Source organism: Hungatella hominis, assembly GCF_014288005.1.
GTDB classification, from domain to species: domain Bacteria; phylum Bacillota; class Clostridia; order Lachnospirales; family Lachnospiraceae; genus Hungatella; species Hungatella effluvii.
The window spans coordinates 33,778-52,047 of the sequence record NZ_JACOPB010000025.1 but is presented as its reverse complement, the minus strand read 5'-3'; the positions used below and the strand labels follow the sequence as shown (position 1 = coordinate 52,047).

At 48.1% G+C, this 18,270-nt stretch carries 9 protein-coding genes; all 9 read left to right on the top strand.

Going from position 1 to position 18,270, the window contains the following annotated elements:
• Nucleotides 1–39: 39 nt before the first annotated feature.
• The 9 genes from H8S75_RS29550 to H8S75_RS29515 all read left to right on the top strand — a co-directional run bounded on the left by H8S75_RS29550 (nucleotide 40) and on the right by H8S75_RS29515 (nucleotide 18,269).
• Entirely contained in the window at nucleotides 40–12,453 is a 12,414-nt protein-coding gene (locus H8S75_RS29550; protein ID WP_187024572.1) for an MSCRAMM family protein, read from the top strand.
• Between the two features lie 89 nt (nucleotides 12,454–12,542).
• Nucleotides 12,543–12,827 carry a zinc-finger-containing protein gene (locus tag H8S75_RS33480; RefSeq protein WP_330615970.1) on the top strand — a complete coding sequence of 95 codons (285 nt, stop codon included), beginning with the start codon at nucleotides 12,543–12,545 and terminating at the stop codon, nucleotides 12,825–12,827.
• Nucleotides 12,824–12,994, top strand: a complete 171-nt coding sequence (locus tag H8S75_RS33475) for a zinc-finger-containing protein (RefSeq protein ID WP_330615969.1) — start codon at nucleotides 12,824–12,826, stop codon at nucleotides 12,992–12,994. Before H8S75_RS33480 ends, H8S75_RS33475 begins: the two co-directional genes overlap by 4 nt.
• 24 nt (nucleotides 12,995–13,018) lie before the next feature.
• Nucleotides 13,019–13,660: a hypothetical protein gene (locus H8S75_RS29540; RefSeq protein ID WP_002570125.1), complete on the top strand. Its 642-nt coding sequence runs from the start codon at nucleotides 13,019–13,021 to the stop codon at nucleotides 13,658–13,660.
• A gap of 10 nt (nucleotides 13,661–13,670) precedes the next feature.
• Nucleotides 13,671–14,354, top strand: a complete 684-nt coding sequence (locus H8S75_RS29535) for a hypothetical protein (RefSeq protein ID WP_002570124.1) — start codon at nucleotides 13,671–13,673, stop codon at nucleotides 14,352–14,354.
• Nucleotides 14,354–14,839 carry a hypothetical protein gene (locus H8S75_RS29530; RefSeq protein WP_187024571.1) on the top strand — a complete coding sequence of 162 codons (486 nt, stop codon included), beginning with the start codon at nucleotides 14,354–14,356 and terminating at the stop codon, nucleotides 14,837–14,839. The genes H8S75_RS29535 and H8S75_RS29530 overlap by 1 nt, the downstream gene beginning before the upstream one ends.
• Before the next feature lie 407 nt (nucleotides 14,840–15,246).
• Nucleotides 15,247–16,371 carry an endonuclease III gene (locus tag H8S75_RS29525; protein ID WP_187024570.1) on the top strand — a complete coding sequence of 375 codons (1,125 nt, stop codon included), beginning with the start codon at nucleotides 15,247–15,249 and terminating at the stop codon, nucleotides 16,369–16,371.
• A gap of 24 nt (nucleotides 16,372–16,395) precedes the next feature.
• Nucleotides 16,396–17,427, top strand: a complete 1,032-nt coding sequence (locus tag H8S75_RS29520) for a YqaJ viral recombinase family nuclease (protein WP_002570121.1) — start codon at nucleotides 16,396–16,398, stop codon at nucleotides 17,425–17,427.
• A complete protein-coding gene (locus H8S75_RS29515; RefSeq protein ID WP_021641983.1) occupies nucleotides 17,424–18,269 on the top strand; it encodes an N-6 DNA methylase in 846 nt (281 codons plus the stop codon). The genes H8S75_RS29520 and H8S75_RS29515 overlap by 4 nt, the downstream gene beginning before the upstream one ends.
• Nucleotide 18,270: the final 1 nt, after the last annotated feature.

The following is an 18,270-nucleotide window of genomic DNA, read 5'->3' as shown; positions in this document are numbered from 1 at the left end:
ATGTGTTTTTTTGTGCCTAAATAAAGGAGGAACACGCTTTTGAATACAGGATATTCAGTTAAGTGCAGGAGACTGACAGCATTCCTGCTTGCGGTAGTGCTTTCATTGCTGCCGGTTATATCCGTGGAGTTCGGCTCCTTCACCTCTTGGGCGGACGGAGGCGGACGAGGGGAGACCTACACTTATTATGGAACACAAAACCTTTTAAAGGACGGAGCCAGCTTCCCGTTTTACGGAAAGGAGCATAACCGTGTCGGGCTGTGGCCATACGGAATCACCAATGCCAGTGATTCAGGAGGTAACGCACCCGGGTATTGTCTGGAATCAAATAAATCCATGAGAAAAAGTACACAGGGAACGTTTCAGACCTACAATCTGGATACAGACGGAGATAACCTGCCGCTTGGACTGACTCGTGAAACCGCAGAAATTTTGTGGTATGCGCTTTCCTCGTCCGGGAATTTTGAAGGGTATCAGGAGCGGGCCGGGAAAGTAGGACAGGGGCATTATATCCTGGGACAGGCGGCTACCTGGGCAATTATGAGCGGAAACTGGAACGGGCTTGAAGATTTCCAGAACCAGATGGAAGTGCTGATTGCCAACATCAAGGACCCATCCATGGCGATCCAGACCAGGGGTGCTCTGACCCAGTTTTTTAATCAGACGAATGGAGCGGTGGAGGAGGGGTCAATCCCTTCATTCACCTCAAAGTACCAGAGCAATGCACCGAAGCATAAGATGCAGGAAAATGAGGATGGGACCTATAGCGCTACCTTCGAGATTGACAGCAGTGACTGGCGTCAGCTGGAGCTGGAGTACGATCTGCCGCTTACCTGGAGCTATAAGATTTCAGGTAACCAGATAACCTTTACCTGTTCCGATGGAAATCCCAATATCGGCCTGGTGAAAGGACATTTTAAAGAGGGCTCCACGGCTGCACAATACTGGATTAAGCCGAATACATTTAAAATCTGGTATCCCGATGGCTGGACGGAAGCCAGTGCCACGGAAGGAAAACAGGCCATGATTACCATGGCCGGCAAAGAGGAACCATGGGAAGTCTGGCTGCAGTTTGGGGAGGGGGATACCATTATTACCTCCGGCCGGTATGAGATTCCCTATGAGCGTCATGAGCATGAAGAAACCTTTAAACGGAATTATAAAATTGAGCTGATCAAGTATGACTCTGAAACAGGAAAGCCTCTGGAAAACTCTGATTTTGAGATTCGGGAGCAATTTGATTTCGGACAGCTTGACGGAACCAATCTGGAGGAGGACCAGTTCTGGGAGGAGAAGCCTTCTTCAGAGGGAGGATTTGATTTCCTTTCCGTATGTGCGGACCGCATTACCACGGACCGGCAGGGGCATTTGGAGCATACGGATTTGAAAACATATGACTATTACAAGACGTACTGTAATGGACACCCGGAGCCGATTATTGATTATTATGAGGCAGACGGCGACGCAGATGAAGATGAGCAGGATGAAATTGACGCCAAAAATGAAGAACTGGAATGGGAAGCCTGGGAGGCATGGCAGCAGTGTGTTGACTGGTGCGAGGAGAACTGCGACTTTCATTCCTTAGACGAGGGCGTAGCCCGTGGATATTTGGAGGAGGACCGGGATGAAGCCTGGGATACATGGATCAATCTGGAACGCATCTATACGGTCAGGGAGATTAAAGCCAGATTTGGATATATTCTTCATGACCTCCATAATGATGACATTCCAGTGGAAATCGTGACATTTTCTTCATCAGAAGCAGGCGGCAGAGGCAATGTGATTGGAACGTATCCGGGGAATAAAGCGGAGGAAAAAGAAGAACCGTTTTCTTTGGCGCCAGCCAGGCATCGGGCCCCTCCATCTGAAATCCAGGAAGAAAAGGAAGGCCCAGGTATCTCTGTGCATGAGGTTCCAGTGGTACAGGCAGCGGCTACTCCTTCCAACGCGGATAAACCTCAGAAAGAGGAGCAGGAGGAAGAATCTCAGGATGAGGAGATACTGGACGAAGATGAGGATTTCGATGAGGAACTGGAGGATGACCTAGAGGAGGATTACGAAAACAGCATTGAGGAAGCAACGCCGAGTAATGCTGTCAGCCGCTTAAAGCTGGAACTATTGCGGGGCGAGACGTATGGGGAGGATGATGAAGGAGAAGGCGGGAGCTGGACCTGGGACGGCGTGATGTATGACAGTGAGGTCCCGCCGATCAGGCAAAATGACTACTCCCATTCCGATACGGGATATACCTTTGAAGTGTATGACCACCGTACAGAGGGACAAATCCATATCAATAAGAGGGATTTGGAACTTTACCGGCAGGACGCAGTAAGCAGCTATGGAAAGACGCAGGGAGATGGTACTCTGCAGGGGGCTGTCTATGGACTATATGCCTATGATGATATCGTCCACCCGGACGGTTATACCGGAACCGTGTTTTTGGCAGGGGAGCTGGTAGCTGTGGCGGCCACGGATGAGAATGGGGATGCTTCTTTTGTTGCGATTACAGAGGAATCCGAAACCAGCAGACAGGCTCCCAACCGATACGAGGAGAATATCACGAATAACGGGAACCAGTGGATTGGACGCCCGCTCCTTTTGGGAAACTATTATATAGAAGAAATTTCAAGAAGTGAGGGATATGAGCTTTCCAGGGTCGGAATTAATCTGTCAGAATCCAACCGTACCGGTACGCCTTTTGCCATTTCAAAGTCCGGCTCTGTCAAAACTACGGATTTGAGCCATCGGATCAATGAATATGATGGAAGCTGGAATGATTTTACTGTTACCTATTACGGCACAGACGGATACGATATCCAGGTGTCAGGGTATCCAAAGGATTCCAAATTCTACCGGGTGACAGGAGAGGAGACAGAAGATAAGGAACAGGTCATAACAGGAACAGAACGGGCTGAGAGGCGGGATGCAAATGGCAATATCGTTTATAAGACCGCAGCCGGAGGAGAATACAAGTATCATGAGGACGGAACCGTAAAATTAAAATACGATGAAACGGGAGAGCCGGTCTATGAGCCGGACCCTATGGAATTCACCTACTCTGCCGTGAACCGATTAAATACCGGCGTGGCGGCGATTGAGCGGGAGGATGAGGGAGACCCGGACAAAGAATCGTCGGAGGACATTGATAAGGCGTATGTGAAAAAGCAGGTCAATGAAGCCCTGGCCTATTCAGGTTATAAAGACAGCCTGGATCAGTATCCCTGGGCAATCCTTGAGCTGGACGGCGAGACGAATGAGCAGGTGATTGGAGAAATTCTGGAATACTGCGCGTCAGATTCCTTCTGGGATGCTTACCGGGTGGACCGGATTTACGAGGAAGATGGAGTTTGGAAGGCAATCCTGCGTTATGGATATAAAGCCCTGAGTGACGCGGCAATTTATGACAGGGAGACAGACCGCCTGATCGTAAAAGGCACTTACGACTCGGGCTATTTTTATGCCATTTACGGACCGGACGAATTTGTCAGGAACGGTTACCGGTTTACGGTTGGCAGAAAAACGGTACAGGAGCCGGTGAAGCAGGGAGAACCATTGGTGGTGGAATATGTATATGCACAGGCTGCCGATACCTATGAACCAGGCGAGACGATTCTGGATGGGGACGGAAATCCTGTTCCGGAAATGGAGACGGTGCCTGTCTATGAGACGGTTCCCGTATTCAAATATGAGGAAAACCTGGAGGAGATTGCCGCAGAGTACGACAGGGCTTCGGGTCTTTATACGATACATGTTGATACCACGGATGTGGACTGGGAGACTCAAGGCACCTCACTGTCAGTAACGTACCGGGCGCAGGCTCCGGAACAGACCATCACGGTGGATGGGGTTTCGATGGATTACGGCGATTATATCCGCCAGCATGAAAACGGCTCTGTCACCGTGTTCACAAAAAAGGATGCGGTTCCGGAAGGCTCTTATATAAAAGAAGCGGTTCTTTTATATCCCGGCCAGTACCGGGTGGATCAGGATGCAGGGACAAGGGAGAAGCCGGTCATAGTAAACCAGAGAGTCATAAAACAGGCCGTCAGGGTAACAAAAGACATTGCGGAGGAATCCTATCAGGATACGAACACCTACAAAATCCACAGAGATCCGTTTACCGTGTTGTTTGGCGGTTATAACAATCGGCCGGAGGCGAGGACGGTTCTGGGGTTCTATTTTAAATTATATCTGCGGAGCGACTTAATACAGACAGGGCTCCTTGAAACCATGGAGGACGGAAGCTATGCTTACGAAGCCTTTTTTGCAGCCCATCCAGAGCTGGGGGAAAGTCTTGCCGTAGAGTGGGATGACCCGCGCTATGATGTGGACTATGACCTTACAACGCTGCATGCCAGCAGGGGAGGCGGAAAGGACGATTACTGGGGGCAGAGTATCATGCTGCCTTACGGCGTGTATGTTTTAGTAGAGCAGCAGCCGACAGAGATTCCCAATAAGCATTATCGAATTGACAAACCAAAGGAGGTGGAGCTGCCGTTTGTCCCGGAAATTGATGAAGACGGGACCGTTCATGACAAAAATCCGTCACCGGAGTATTTCTATGACGCCCAGATGACGCCGGAGGAACTGATGAGCCGGTATCTGATCCGCTTCAATGAAGAAACGCATACAATCAAGGCTCATAATCATGACGGGGATTTTCTGGTCTTTAAATACGGACTGGAGCCGGACAGCGCAAGGGACTGTGGGAATGAGACGGTAGCCGGGTATTACCACTACAAGAGTATCAGTGAGGACCACGGGCAGCAGGACCAGGTATATTATGAGACGTATCTGGATCGGAATGGAACTGTGACAGATTACGGAGTCACACTGGACGGGGTGGACACGATGTCCGGCGTTTCCACGGCCATAGACCGGAAGTATGCTCCGGCTCTTGTACCATGGAGTGTGTTAGATCCCAGATATGGGGAAATCATCAATGACAATGGAGATATTGGAAACAGGGAGCCGGGACTGGAAAAGGACGGCTTTTTTAATTTTGTCAGCTTTGCCCCTATGGATTTTGAAAATGAATTTTATGGATCACGAATCCGCATAGAAAAGCTGGACAGTGAAACAGGGGAAAATATCCTGCATGACGGGGCGCTGTTTAAAATCTATGCCGCAAAGCGGGATGTGAGCGGAACCGGCACGACCGGGGTAGGCGGAACCGGGGATGTCCTGTTTGATGAAGATGGAGTGCCGCTGTATGATGAGACGGAACAAATCATCATGCGCGATGAGACAGGAGCAGAGGTCGGGATATTCAAAGCATATAGTACCGTCCGTGACGGGGAAGTGGAGCTTGAGGACGGCAGCTTTCAGAATGAGAAACAGGGAGTCGGCTATATCGAGCTGCCCCAGATGCTTGGAGCCGGCTGCTATGTCCTGGTGGAGCAGAATCCACCGGAGGGCTATGTCCGCTCAAAACCGATTGCAATCGAAGTTTACTCCGATTCGGTAGAATATTATGACGATGGGGAGCCGGATAAGAAAATACCAGCCGTTAAGTACCAGTATGTGAAGGTAATCGGGAATGACGGGAAACCGGTGGTGGAGGACATGCACCAGATGTTTGTGAAGGATCAGCCTATCCATGTGGAAATCCACAAGGTCGAGAGTGGTTCCGATACCATTACCTATATGGTCCGCGGGGAGGAAGAACAGCTGAAAAAGAGAGGGGACGTGTTCCTCTATTACTGGCCGAACGGGGAATATGCCGGATATGGCTATGCCACAAAGACGTTTGAGGAGTGGTCGTCCATCACGGTATCAGGGACGGAAGCGGAATTAAAGCAGATGGGAGATGTCAGGCTGCTTTACCATGAGGACGGCACATTTTCCGGAAAAGGAATAAAATATAACACCTATGTTGGAAATGCAACGCTTACCATGTACCAGGGGCTCAAAGTAGAGAAAACAGGGGAACATGAATACAAAGGTGTCACGGTAAAGAGGAATATGTTTGACTCTGTCCTTGGAATTACGGCAAGTGAGACAGGCAATGACACCGATATCCGGATTACCGGAGAGGATTCCCAAAAGAACGCTATCTGGGATATTACAGAGGAAAGGAATCCGGCCGTATCACTCTGGTATTTTGATTTAGAGTACGATCCAACGGAATATGATGAGGAGAGCGGGATTCTGTATGGGCTTGATGACTGGGGGAACCGGATCTGTATGCTGGACTCTGAGACAGGCATGGCCTATGTGGAGGACGAGAAGGGGAATGTGATTGTCTGGCCCCTTGATAAGAACGGCAATAAGATCATATCCAGGTCTGTGGAGGTACACAGGGATGAAAATGGAAAGGAGACCATCAATTCAGGATTAGAACCGGTTGTGGATGAAAACGGCCTTTCAATCTATTACAAAGGCGGAGGAGTCACTATGGCGGATAACGAGTGGGTGACATCCTCAGATAAAAAGGCCCATGAGATTGCCAGGGTGCCGGTGGGAGCTTACATACTGGAGGAAACGGTAGTACCTTCCTCCAAGGGATATGTTCAGTCCATGCCGGTGGGATTGATGGTAAATGAGACAACAGAAACGCAGGTATTCTTCCTGGAGAATGACTTTACGAAAATTGAGATATCCAAGCTGGATATGACTTCGAGAGAAGAAGTGGAAGGAGCGGAACTGACGCTCTATGTGGCCCATAAAGTCTATGATGATTCGGACAAGGGCTGGCACCTGGAGATTACCAGGGACTTAGAGGGAAATCCCAGAATCCAGAAGGAGTGGATATCCGGTTACGAATATGATGACCGAGGAAATTTGAAATACGGGGAAGATGGAAAACCAGTCAGGACAACGAAACCGCACTGGATTGACCATATTGCGCCTGGCGACTATATTCTGCGGGAGACGAAAACACCGACAGAGGCCGGCTATGTGACTTCCAGCGATGTGGAGGTCATCATACTGGAAACCGGGGAGGTACAGGGGGCTGTCATGGAGGATGACCATACCTCTGTTGAAATCCTCAAAACAGATTCCAGAACCGGGAAAGCATTGGATAACGAAAATCCGGCTGTGCTGGCACTTTACAAGGCAGTGCTCAACGAACAGGGGGAACCGGAATATGATGAGGCGGGAAATATCCGCTACAATCCGGAGGAACTGTTCTACAGATGGACAACGGATGACGGAAGCGAGGTCCGCAAGACGGCCCATCCGGTAATCACAGAGGGCGGACACAGCTATATTGGCTATGACTATGATAGCAAGCCGGTTCCGGGAAGTGTTCAGGCTGTGTGCTATGTTACAGAGACAGGGGCGATGCATTTTGACTATATGCCGGTGGGAAAATATGTACTGGTGGAGGAAGGCGTCCCGTCAGGGATGAAGTCAGCGGCCCCGCTGTACATTCCTGTTTTAGACGTCGGCTCAGGTATCAGGACACAAAGCTTTTCTATGGTGAACGAACCGATTACCGTACTGCTTGCCAAAACAAATGAGCCGGGAGGCAAGGTCATAGCGGGAGCGGAGCTGGCTGTTTACCGGGCGGCAGAGGACGGAAGCCTTACAAAGCACAACCGTTACGATCAGGACGGGAATCAGCTTTTCATCACAGATACGGACGGAAATTTCCTGTATGACAGGGAAGGGAATCTTATCCCTTCCATTGACTATGAGGAGAACGATCTTGTGGAAACCTGGATATCCGGTTCTGACGGAGCTTATACGGAACAGGAGAGGAAAGATGGGCGGATACCTGACGGGTATGCGGTAGGGGACTTAAAACCTCATAAGATGGAGGCGCTGCCAAAAGGAATCTATTATCTTGTAGAAAAGCAGCCGCCGTTTGGTTATGTCAGGGCAGAGGAAATCCGGTTTGAATCGGCGGAAAGCAGAGAAGTAATTGAAATCGAAATGGTTGATAAAAGAATCGAAGGGCGGGTGGAGATTTATAAGTCTGATGCGGATCATCCGGACAAGCCACTGGGAGGTGCGGCCTTTAAGCTGACAAACCTGGATACAAATACGGCGACGATTCTGATTACAGACAAAAACGGGTATGTGGCAAGTGGTTATATGCCCATTGGAGCTGTGAGCGCAGACGGCTCTGTGAGTCTGTACACATTCAAAATTCAGGAAGTGAGCGCGCCGGACGGATATTTTATTGATCCTGCTGTCCACACGTTCCAGTTCAATATCAAAACAGACCGGGTGGAACAGATCAGTTACCGGTATACGGTAGCAAATGAAGCTAATTCTGTGGAGATATCCAAAAAGGATTTAGTCTCGATGGACGAGGTTCCGGGAGCTTTGCTGGAAATCCGTCATGTCAGCGTGAAGACAGACGCCGATGGGAATGAGATAAAAGAGGAAGGAGAGATTTTTGAGAGCTGGAGATCCACAACAGTTCCGCATGTGATTAAGAACATACCGGCCGGACATTATGTGCTGATTGAGAAGGAGGTTCCTGACGGATTTCTCCAGGCTGAAAAGGTGTATTTTGAAATCAGGGAAAATATGACCGTTCCGGAATATGTGGAAATGTTTGATGAACACATCACAGTGGATATTGAAAAGCTGGACCAGGATACGGAGCATTTCCTGCCGGGAGCTAAATTACAGCTCATCGAGAAAGAGAGCGGAAATGTGGTGAGAGAGTGGCTGACCGGTAAAGAACCGGAGCATTTTACAGCCCTTCCTGCCGGAACCTATGTAATCAGGGAAGTGGAGGTCCCGGAGGGATACCAGATGATGAAGCCGGTGGAAATTGTGGTGCTGCCGACAGCAGAGCTCCAGACGTATACGGTCAGAAATTATCCAATCGAGGTATGGATTGAGAAGGTGGATAAGGAGACCGGGGAACTGATGGCCGGGGTATCACTGGAGCTGTTGGACGATGAGCAGAATGTAATAAGGCGCTGGACAACCGGAAGTGAGGCGATGACATTTACCGGCTTGCGGGCCGGGACCTATTTTGTGAGGGAAGCCAAAACAATACCAGGCTATCAGCTGTTAAAGGAACCGGTCAAAATCGTGGTTACGGATACGGCCGGAGTGCAGACCTTCCGAATTGAGAACCAGCATATCGAGGTGGAAATAGAGAAGGTTGACGGAGCAAATGGACAGCCGCTTGAAGGAGCGAAATTAGAACTGGTGCGTCTGCCGGAGGAGGAAGTTATCCGGCAATGGACTTCTCAGGATATACCGGAGACCTTTAAGGGAATACCTGCGGGGCGGTATCTAATCCGTGAAGTAGAATCCCCGGAGGCGTATCTTCATATGCCGCTGATGGAAATTTTAATCACAGACCAGGAAGGCGTGCAGAGATTCACCTTCCAAAACTTCCCCATACAGGCAGAAATTGAAAAAGTAGATGGGGAGAGCCATGAGCCGGTAGCAGGAGTGAAGCTGAGGCTTGTGAAGAAAGAGAATCACGCGGTCATACGTGAATGGGTTACCGATGGGGCGGCGGAGTGGTTCTCCGGGCTTCCGGCGGGAGAATACTTAATCTATGAGGCGGAGGAAGCAAGCGGGTACCAGCTTTTGAAAGCTCCAGTTGAGATTACCGTGACAAAGGATTATAAAATCCAGGTGTTTACGGTTGAGAACAATAAGATTGAGGTGAATATTGGAAAGACGGACGAAGAAACAAAAGAGCCGGTTGAGGGCGCTGTGTTACAGTTGTTCAGAAACCGCGATGACAAATTGATCAGAGAGTGGACATCGGGAAAGGAGCCAGAGCATTTTGCCGGACTTGAAAAGGGATTCTACACCGTAAAGGAAAAACAGCCGGCAGACGGATACCTGCCTTTACAGGAGCCGGTTATCATAGAGGTCACCAATGAGGCTGGAAAACAGAGCTTTGAAGTCTCAAATAAGAAGCTGGAAGTGGAGATTCAGAAAACCGATGGAGAGAAGCCGCTTCCGGGGACCAGGCTGCAGCTGGTATGGCTGGAGAATCAGCAGGTAATACGGGAGTGGATATCCGGGGAGTTACCGGAAATCTTTAAGGGGCTGGTTCCGGGAATGTATGAAATCCGTGAACTGGAACCATTGCCAGGGTATCAGCAGGCACCGCCCGTTACAGTTGAGGTGAAGGCCGGACTGGAAAAACAGTATTTTGAGATGAAAAATAAGCAGATTGAAGTCCTTGTGGAGAAAGTGGATTCAGAGACAAAAGAACCTGTGAAGGGAGCATATCTGCAGCTCTTTTCCAATCCCGGCACAGCTTCGGAACGGCTGGTGGAAGAATGGCTGACAGATGGGAACGTTAAAATGTTTACCGGGCTTTTAAAAGGAGAATATGAAATCCGCGAAAAGACCAGTCCGGAAGGATATGCAGCCATAAAGCCAGTAAGGTTCCAGGTGACAAACCAGGCGGGCATCCAGGAGGTAGTGATTGAAAACCAGAAGATTCAGGTAGAAATCAGCAAGGAAAACGGAAAGGACCACAAGCCGGTAGCCGGGGCGAAACTGCAGTTGGTACGCGAGACGGACGGTCAGGTTGTCCGGGAATGGATTTCTAAAGAGGAGCCGGAAGTTTTTAAAGGCCTGTCCTCTGACCGCTATATCATCCGGGAGGTGGAGGTCCCGTCAGGATTTAAGAAGATGGAGCCTGTGACTATCGAGGTTAAAGATCAGGCGGGGGTGCAGGCATTCTCAGTCTACAACTATAAGATTACCCATACGCCGCACAAACCTGGTGACGGTGGTGACAAACCGCATGATGAGTACGGTAATATTTCTAAGGTCGATGCAACAACCGGAGATAAGATTGCCGGCGCCACCATCACAATCTATAATCCGGATGGAAGCATATACTTTAGCGGTGTTTCAGACCAGAGCGGGAATGTTCGCTTTAAGAAACCGAAGCCAGGTGTCTATACATTTAAGGAAACCGCAGGACCGGATAATTACTATGTGAATACGACAGTATTCCAGTTTACTGTGGAGGACGACGGGAGAATTACAGGAGACAATACCGTAAAGGATTATAAGAAGATTCCGGTGGTGATACAAAAGATAGGTGCGGAAACGGGAGGCGGGCTGCCGGGAGCGGTGATACAGATACTGGATGACGGTGGAAACGTGGTGCTGGAAGGAAGCACTGACAGCGAAGGGAAACTTTCCTTTATTCCGGAAAAACCGGGAATCTATCAGTACAGGGAAATCACTCCTCCTGAGACTTACGAGTTAGATCCGGCAGTATTCACATTCCAGGTATTTGAGGATGGCAGTGTCGTGGGCGACTGTGTGCTGAAAAACAGCAGGCATTACGGGACGATCACAGCAGAATACAAGTCAAAACTGGGAGGAAAGGGGAACGTTGTTTTGAAAGGACTGGAGGATTTGCCAAAGACAGGTTACGGAGAGGAAGATTCCCAGGGCGGGACGGCAGCGGCAGCTTTGCTTTTAGTTGCAGCGACTGTATTGCTGCTGGCTTGGAGACGCCGCCGTCTGATGAAAACGGGCTGTATGGCTCTGCTTGTTGTGTTTTTACTGGCGGGGAGCAGTCAGAAGGCGTATGCGGCCGACGAGGTTTACCGGGAAGAACAGTATGTTACGACCGATCAGAAAGACTTGAGAAATGATTTTAGCGGGGACATCGTTATTGACGGTGTCCTTTACCGTTTGAAGGAAGTGCGGCATGAAATTATCGGTCAGCGTCCTGCACAGCCTGCCGGCGATGAACAGATTACCGTTTACAGCGACCCATTCCTAAGTGATTCGGAAGAAATGCTGGTTCCGGCAAAAGAAATTATGCGGAACGGCCTTATCTATGAACTGCAGGGGTACACCAGAGAGACGGCGGTAATCCCCGCCCATGAGGAGCTTGCAGAGGATGTTGTGCTTTATGAGGGGGTGGAGGCGGCAGATTCCATACCGGAGGAAGCGCCTGTCACGGTGACAGATGAAAGGACAGGTCAGGAGATAGAACAGAAGGTTCCCCTTGATAGGTATGAGTTTTCAGACCGCAGATGGGAAGACGGATTTCAGTTCCGGGCCGTATTTCATGAATATGGGACGCCGGGATACCATTTGGGAAGCGTTGTGATTCCTCACAATGATGAAAAACCGGAACTTGCAGGGTTTGAAGATGAGTTGCTGCAATTATTGGAGCTTGATAGAAAGAATTATGAGATCCAACAGATGGAGTGGGCCGGTGAGGCGTATGTGGATTCGGAGGGAATCATCTGCAGGGATGCTCTGATTACCGGGCGCAAGATGATTGCTGACTGCAGCGCGGTTTATCGCGGAGGGGTTGTGTTCCCAGAGGAGGCTGGTTTCCGTTATGAGGCAGAATACCTGGCGAAGGACTTTTTAAATAATCAGCAGACAGAGTATCAGGTGAAGGCGACAGCCGTTTACACTCCGCAGAAAACGAAGAAGGTGCCGGTGGCCTTAATTGGAGCCGGTGGCATGGCTGTGGCTTCCCTGGGCGCAGGAGGGGTCTATCATATGAAAAAGAAAAAGGTGAAACACTGAAAATTTGAAATTTAGTTATAAATACGGTTCCCACAGGCAGGTCTGTTTTATTACACTTAAATCATAACCAATATGAAAGGGGTCAGAAAATGAAATCCATGTGTAATAAAAAGAATGGCAGGAGCAAGAAGCGGAAGCCGGATGTAATCTGCCCTTACTGCGGAGGCCGGGCAGTGCTGCGGCCGGCAGAATATGTCTATGGCAGCCAAACCATCCTGCCGGGGAGTCGTCTGTATGTATGCAGCAATTATCCGGACCGGTGCAGCGCCTATGTGGGTGTCCACGAAGGGACAACGCTTCCCAAAGGGAGCCTGGCTGATGGAGATTTAAGGCATAAGAGAATCGTGGCCCACAGGGCGTTTGACAGGATATGAAAAATCACGTGATGTCCAGGAGCGAGGCATACGGCTGGCTGGCTTTCAAGCTGGGAATAGAGCCGGGGGAAGCCCATATTGGGAATTTTTCGGATTACTATTGTGAACGGACCGTGGCAGAGTGTGAGAAGTTCTGGGATAGCTGTTATAAGAAGGAAGCGGCATAGAGATGCTGGAGAGGAGGCAACTGGTTGCGCTTAGAAGCAAATGAAGATGAAATGTATAAAAGGATGGACCGGCGTGATTTGTACCGCCGGTTCTCTGTGATATATGCAGCGGCGGGGATGATACTATTGGTTCTTGTTGCGGCAGGATACAGAAGCTGGCAGATGATTTATTTAGAATTGATATCTATGGTTGGGGCAGCGGCACTGTTTGCGTGTTACAGGAATCAGGATCAATCTGTGATGGATATGTCAAATTGCTTTCTGGAACTGGAGGAAGGGACACTTGCCATCTGTCAGCCGCTTCGGGAACAGGAATATGAGACCGCCAAAATAGATATCAGAGAGGTGGAGGGACTTGGGGCGGAAAAGAGGAAAGGACGTCCTGTTTTCTACGTGATGTTAAAAAATGCAGCCAGAGACAGCCGAATCATGGCAGATGGGAACGCATACAGCGTCATACGGGTTGAGTCTTTTGGGTACGGAGGTGAGGAATTCTGGGCTCTGTTTTTGAATTTCAGGGATCAGGTTTCTAAACTTAGGCCAGTCCTGCCCTTAAAAATTCCAGCGGACAAAAAATGGAGGAAGCCGCCGCGGTTCCCGTTCCCGGTTTTCTATCTGTTATTTTATGCTGTGCCTGTGATTGTACCGCTTTTATCTTATTATTAGGAGGAAAACTATGCAGATTTTAAGTGCGGTTGGTAAGAAAACAATGGATAAAAAGGGAAGGTTTATGGTGGAGGCTTCCGGTGGGGAGTATTATCTGGTGAATATGGAGGTATATGTCTGGTCGGCCCTTCTGTGGAACTTTGTGGATAGAAATGATCTTGACGGTTATGTACTCAGCCTGATGGGACAGGCCGGGAGACACGGAGATGATGATTGGCTGCAAAGGTCGGTAAAAAGCAGCGAGATACAATATTGTGTCAGCCGTCTTTTGAGACGCGGGCTGCTGGTATGCGGGGAAGGCGAGTGTGCGGAAAAAGCTGTGGCAGACTTGCTGCTAAAAGTATTTGTCATTCCAAACCGGCTGCCGTTGTCGCTGCGTTTCCGGGCCTTCTGCATGGGAATATCTCACGGATTTTCAGTAAGAGGAGCGTTCACAGGAATGATTATGAATGAGAATGAAAAGCTATTGCTTGGAAAGCTGGAAAGGTCTGGAAATATATCTCTGCAGCTGGATGATTTGTACCGTGTGCTGGAGGAGAATGCAAAATGGTCATTCCGTATGCTGCCGGAGTATCAGGAGCTGAGGGAGACAATCAAGCTGGATTTCCTTCTGTCGGTGGTGCAGCTCTATAAGAAAAAGCGTCTGACCATTCAATGTGTCCAGGAATGTTCTGTGAGTGAGGCTGTCTGCTGATGAATAAAATCAGAGAGAGGGTAAAAGAGTTTTTCATACCAATTTTGTATGAGTGGCATGAAGCTCCAGGAGTTTTGAAAAATAAGATTTATATTCTGATTGGGCTATTGATTATAGTGTTTTTGGCAGGATTATATGCGGGACTTAAATATGGCGCAGAGGACTTTTTGATTTTATCGGCATGTTTGTCTCTGGCAGTTGGATTTAAAGTGTTTGGTATATTCCGGGTTATTATGAAAAGAAATTATTGTTCCATGGAAGGCGTGATTTTAAAAGTAAAAAGCAGGCTGCGTCTTGGGCGGTTTTACCGTGTGACGGTGCTGCAAGAGGATGGAACAGTTGAGACATTGCTGCTTGATAAAAACTGGCGTGTAAATGAAGGCGGGTCATACCGGTTCTTTTTTCGGCCAGGAAGCGGGAACCTAGGAACATTTTTTTATTCAGACAGTTTTTTAGGCGTAGAGGAAGTAGAAAAATGCGAATAAGCATACTGTATATAGATGAAAATATTTGACACTTACCATATATTGTGATAATGTATAGTTGATAGTGATTTTATATGTTCCCAAAACATATCAAAGTTTTGTTCCGGTAAAAACCGGGAGTTTTATGATTGAGGCAGTTGCCTGTTGCTAAAGCCGGACCAGGAATGGTTCGTTTAGAAAGACCCAAAAAGACGAGAAGATCATCTTTTTGGGTCTTTTTTTGTGCTTTAAGAAGAACGAAAGGAGAGAAAGAAATGGTTGGTACACAGGTTTTATGAAACAATGCAGATTTATTAAGTATTGACGAACTGGTTGAGTTAGCTGGATACGGTCTGGAATGGATCATTGAAGACGGTCATATCACAGCCGCAGTGCTGCTGGAAGAAGCCAGCTAGAAAGGAGAAGGAATGAATTATCAGGACGATTTTTCAATTAATTTCACAAAGGAGGACCAGCTGCATGGCTTCCTGGAGGAACTGGAGGAACGGGCTGGATGGGATGTCAGGCCCAGCAATTCAATCCGGGTACTGCCGGCAGAGGAAAATGAAGCTTTGTGCCAGCAGATTACGGAGGAACTGAAGGAAACGGAAATTATTAAGGATACCTGCCAGAACACGGGGCTTTTACTGAAGTTGGGGAGGTCTGTCTATCCGCTGGGGAAATCCAGCCTGTCTACGTTAAAAAGTAGGGCTAGGGTCAACGGAAACGCACTGTCTGATATAGAAAAACCGAAGCTTGCCAGGATTTTAAATGACTGCCTGAAGGTGACCAGGGGAGATGCTCTAATCCGGATTCAGGAAGGAAAGGTTCGGGCGGTTCACGGCGGTGATGAGAGTGATTACTGTATACTGCCGATGACCGAAATTTTTGGTACAGCTTCTTCTTATATCAACGGGAAATATGATGAAGCAAAGTTTAAAGGCGGATATTATGATCACACGATGGCAACAGCTACCTGGGAAATTGAAGATGAGGAGCTGGTCTCTGCTTACCGGAGTGCGTTGAGGAATTACCGGGAGGATTTGAATGGCCAGTTATCAGCTACAGTCAGGGTTTCTTCGTCTGATGTTGGTGCCAGCGGTGCTAATATCTATTATTCTCTGCTGATCGGTGAAGAGAAGCGGCCACTGGTGCTTGGAAAGGCATTAAAGCTGGCTCATGAAAAAAAAGCGTCCATGGCAAAGTTTGACGCCAATATGTCTATGGCATTTGCCAGATACGAGGAGGCTCTTTCCGGCCTTGAACGGTTGTTCCATATTTATTTGAACCATCCGGCCAATGTGATTACCGGGCTGATGAAGCGGGTGAATATTGGAAAAAAGCTGATTGCTGAAACTGTAGAACAGTTTAATGCTGCTTATATGGGCGGTGCTTGCAGCGGATATGACGTGTACTGTGCGATCTGCAACAGTATTTTTATATCAGAGGTTAATGGCGTTCAGGGAAAGGCTTTGGCAGATTTGGAAGAGGCTATCTCCAGATGTCTGACATTGCGGTGGAGTGAATACGATATTCCCGGAGATTTAAAATAGGATTCTGTGAGGAGGTGGAAATACTTGCTGAATTTGAACTATGAACCAGAGGTTTTTGTAGATGACATCACAAAAATCACAGAAGAGGAGTGGCAGGAACATCGTAGGAGCGGGATTGGAGGCAGTGACGTAGCCTGTATTTACCGTGTATCGCCGTGGAAAACAGCCAATGAACTCTATCATGAGAAGATGGGACATCAGCCGGTTGTGGAGGAAGAGCGTAACTGGGTCAGTCTGGAAATCGGACATCGTCTGGAAGAATTGGTGGTCCAGATATTTATGAAGAAAACCGGGTTGAAACCATATGCGGTAAGAAAGATGTTTCGTCACCCACTTTATCCGTTTATGGTCGGAGACATTGACTTTTTCGTGGAGAAAGATGGAGAAATATGGGTGCTAGAGTGCAAAACAAGTTTCAGCTTCAATAAAGAAGAGTGGGCCAATGATTCTATCCCCTATCATTATATGCTGCAGGGAATGCATTATATGAGTGTCACCAATGTGGCGGGAGTAATATTCCTATGCCTCTATGGAAATTCGGAAAATACATTTTTTATCAGAACCTTAACCAGGGATTTGGAATTGGAAGAGGAAATGATTGAGCTGGAACGGGATTTCTGGGTAAATAATGTACAGGCGGACCATGAACCGGAGTTTTACGAAGAGCCGGATTTGGTATTGGAAGCAATCAAAAAATACCGGAAGATTGAACCTGGCAAAACGATTGTATTGCCTGGGGAACTGGAAGATGTGATGAAAAAATATGTGCAGCTTGACGCGAAAAGGGCTGAGTTAGAGAGTCAGGCAAGGAAAGTAAAGGAGCAGATTAAGGAAATCTATATACCGGTGCAGAAAGCGCTTGGTCAGGCTGAAGGAGGGGAGTTGAATACCGGCAATATTATTTACCGTGTCGGTTATACAAAAAGAGTGACAACAGCAATTAACAAAGCAGAGTTGGAGAAGTTAAAACTTACATATCCTGACGTTTATCAGGAATATGCAAAGACAAACGTTTCCAACATTTTTTATATTAAGAAAGAAGAAAAGCCGGCATGAAAAAACAGTGGGATAAAGAGTTTATTACCTTGTTTAACCGTTTAGGCGGTAGACGCTCTAACTGGGAGGTGTGGAATGATTTTCTGACCATGGCCGCAATTGCCTTTGCAAATGTGATGCCAACGCCTGAAAGAACGGAAAGAGAAGATTGCTATCTCTCCATTATACGTTCTTATGAAAAAGAAGAACAGGAAATATTCCCCCAGCTTTTAAGTGTGGTAACCATGGCGTTTGAAGAGAATCCCAAGCAAGACTTTCTGGGAAATCTTTATACGGCATTAAACCTGAACCAACATCAGAAGGGACAGTTCTTTACACCATATCATATCTGTGAGTTTATGGCAGAGGTTCAAAACGGTGGAGATCTTAAAGCGGAAGTGGAGAAAAAAGGGTTTATATCAGTGAGTGATCCGGCTTGCGGTGCAGGAGCTTTGCTAATCGCATTTGCCAATTCTGCCAGGGCTCATGGTGTGAATTATCATGAAAAAGTGTTGTTTGTAGCACAGGATATTGATGCAACAGCAGCCAAAATGTGCTATATCCAATTAACTCTGTTAGGCTGTTCCGCGTGCATCATTATTGGAGATTCATTGTCGAAGCCCGGATTTCATCCAGATAATGAGGTCTATTATACGCCTATGTACTTCCTGAATTCCTGGAGATTTTGTGAAAAGACCAGGACTGAGGAGATATCCGCTAATGGAGCAGTTGCGGAAACTGTGAGTGAAGTTGTTATCGAGGCAGTGGTCAGTAAGCCTTCGGTCGATGCGGCAGAAATTCGAGAGGCTTTTCTGGAGGAGGCAGACGGTCAGTTCAGTTTTGATTTATTGACAGCGTCATGAG

Excerpts from the sequence above, each read along its gene's own strand:
- H8S75_RS33480 (WP_330615970.1), top strand. The coding sequence starts at position 12,543 with ATGAAATCCATGTGTAATAAAAAGAATGGCAGGAGCAAGAAGCGGAAG.
- H8S75_RS33475 (WP_330615969.1), top strand. The coding sequence starts at position 12,824 with ATGAAAAATCACGTGATGTCCAGGAGCGAGGCATACGGCTGGCTGGCT.
- H8S75_RS29535 (WP_002570124.1), top strand. The coding sequence starts at position 13,671 with ATGCAGATTTTAAGTGCGGTTGGTAAGAAAACAATGGATAAAAAGGGA.
- H8S75_RS29530 (WP_187024571.1), top strand. The coding sequence starts at position 14,354 with ATGAATAAAATCAGAGAGAGGGTAAAAGAGTTTTTCATACCAATTTTG.
- H8S75_RS29525 (WP_187024570.1), top strand. The coding sequence starts at position 15,247 with ATGAATTATCAGGACGATTTTTCAATTAATTTCACAAAGGAGGACCAG.
- H8S75_RS29515 (WP_021641983.1), top strand. The coding sequence starts at position 17,424 with ATGAAAAAACAGTGGGATAAAGAGTTTATTACCTTGTTTAACCGTTTA.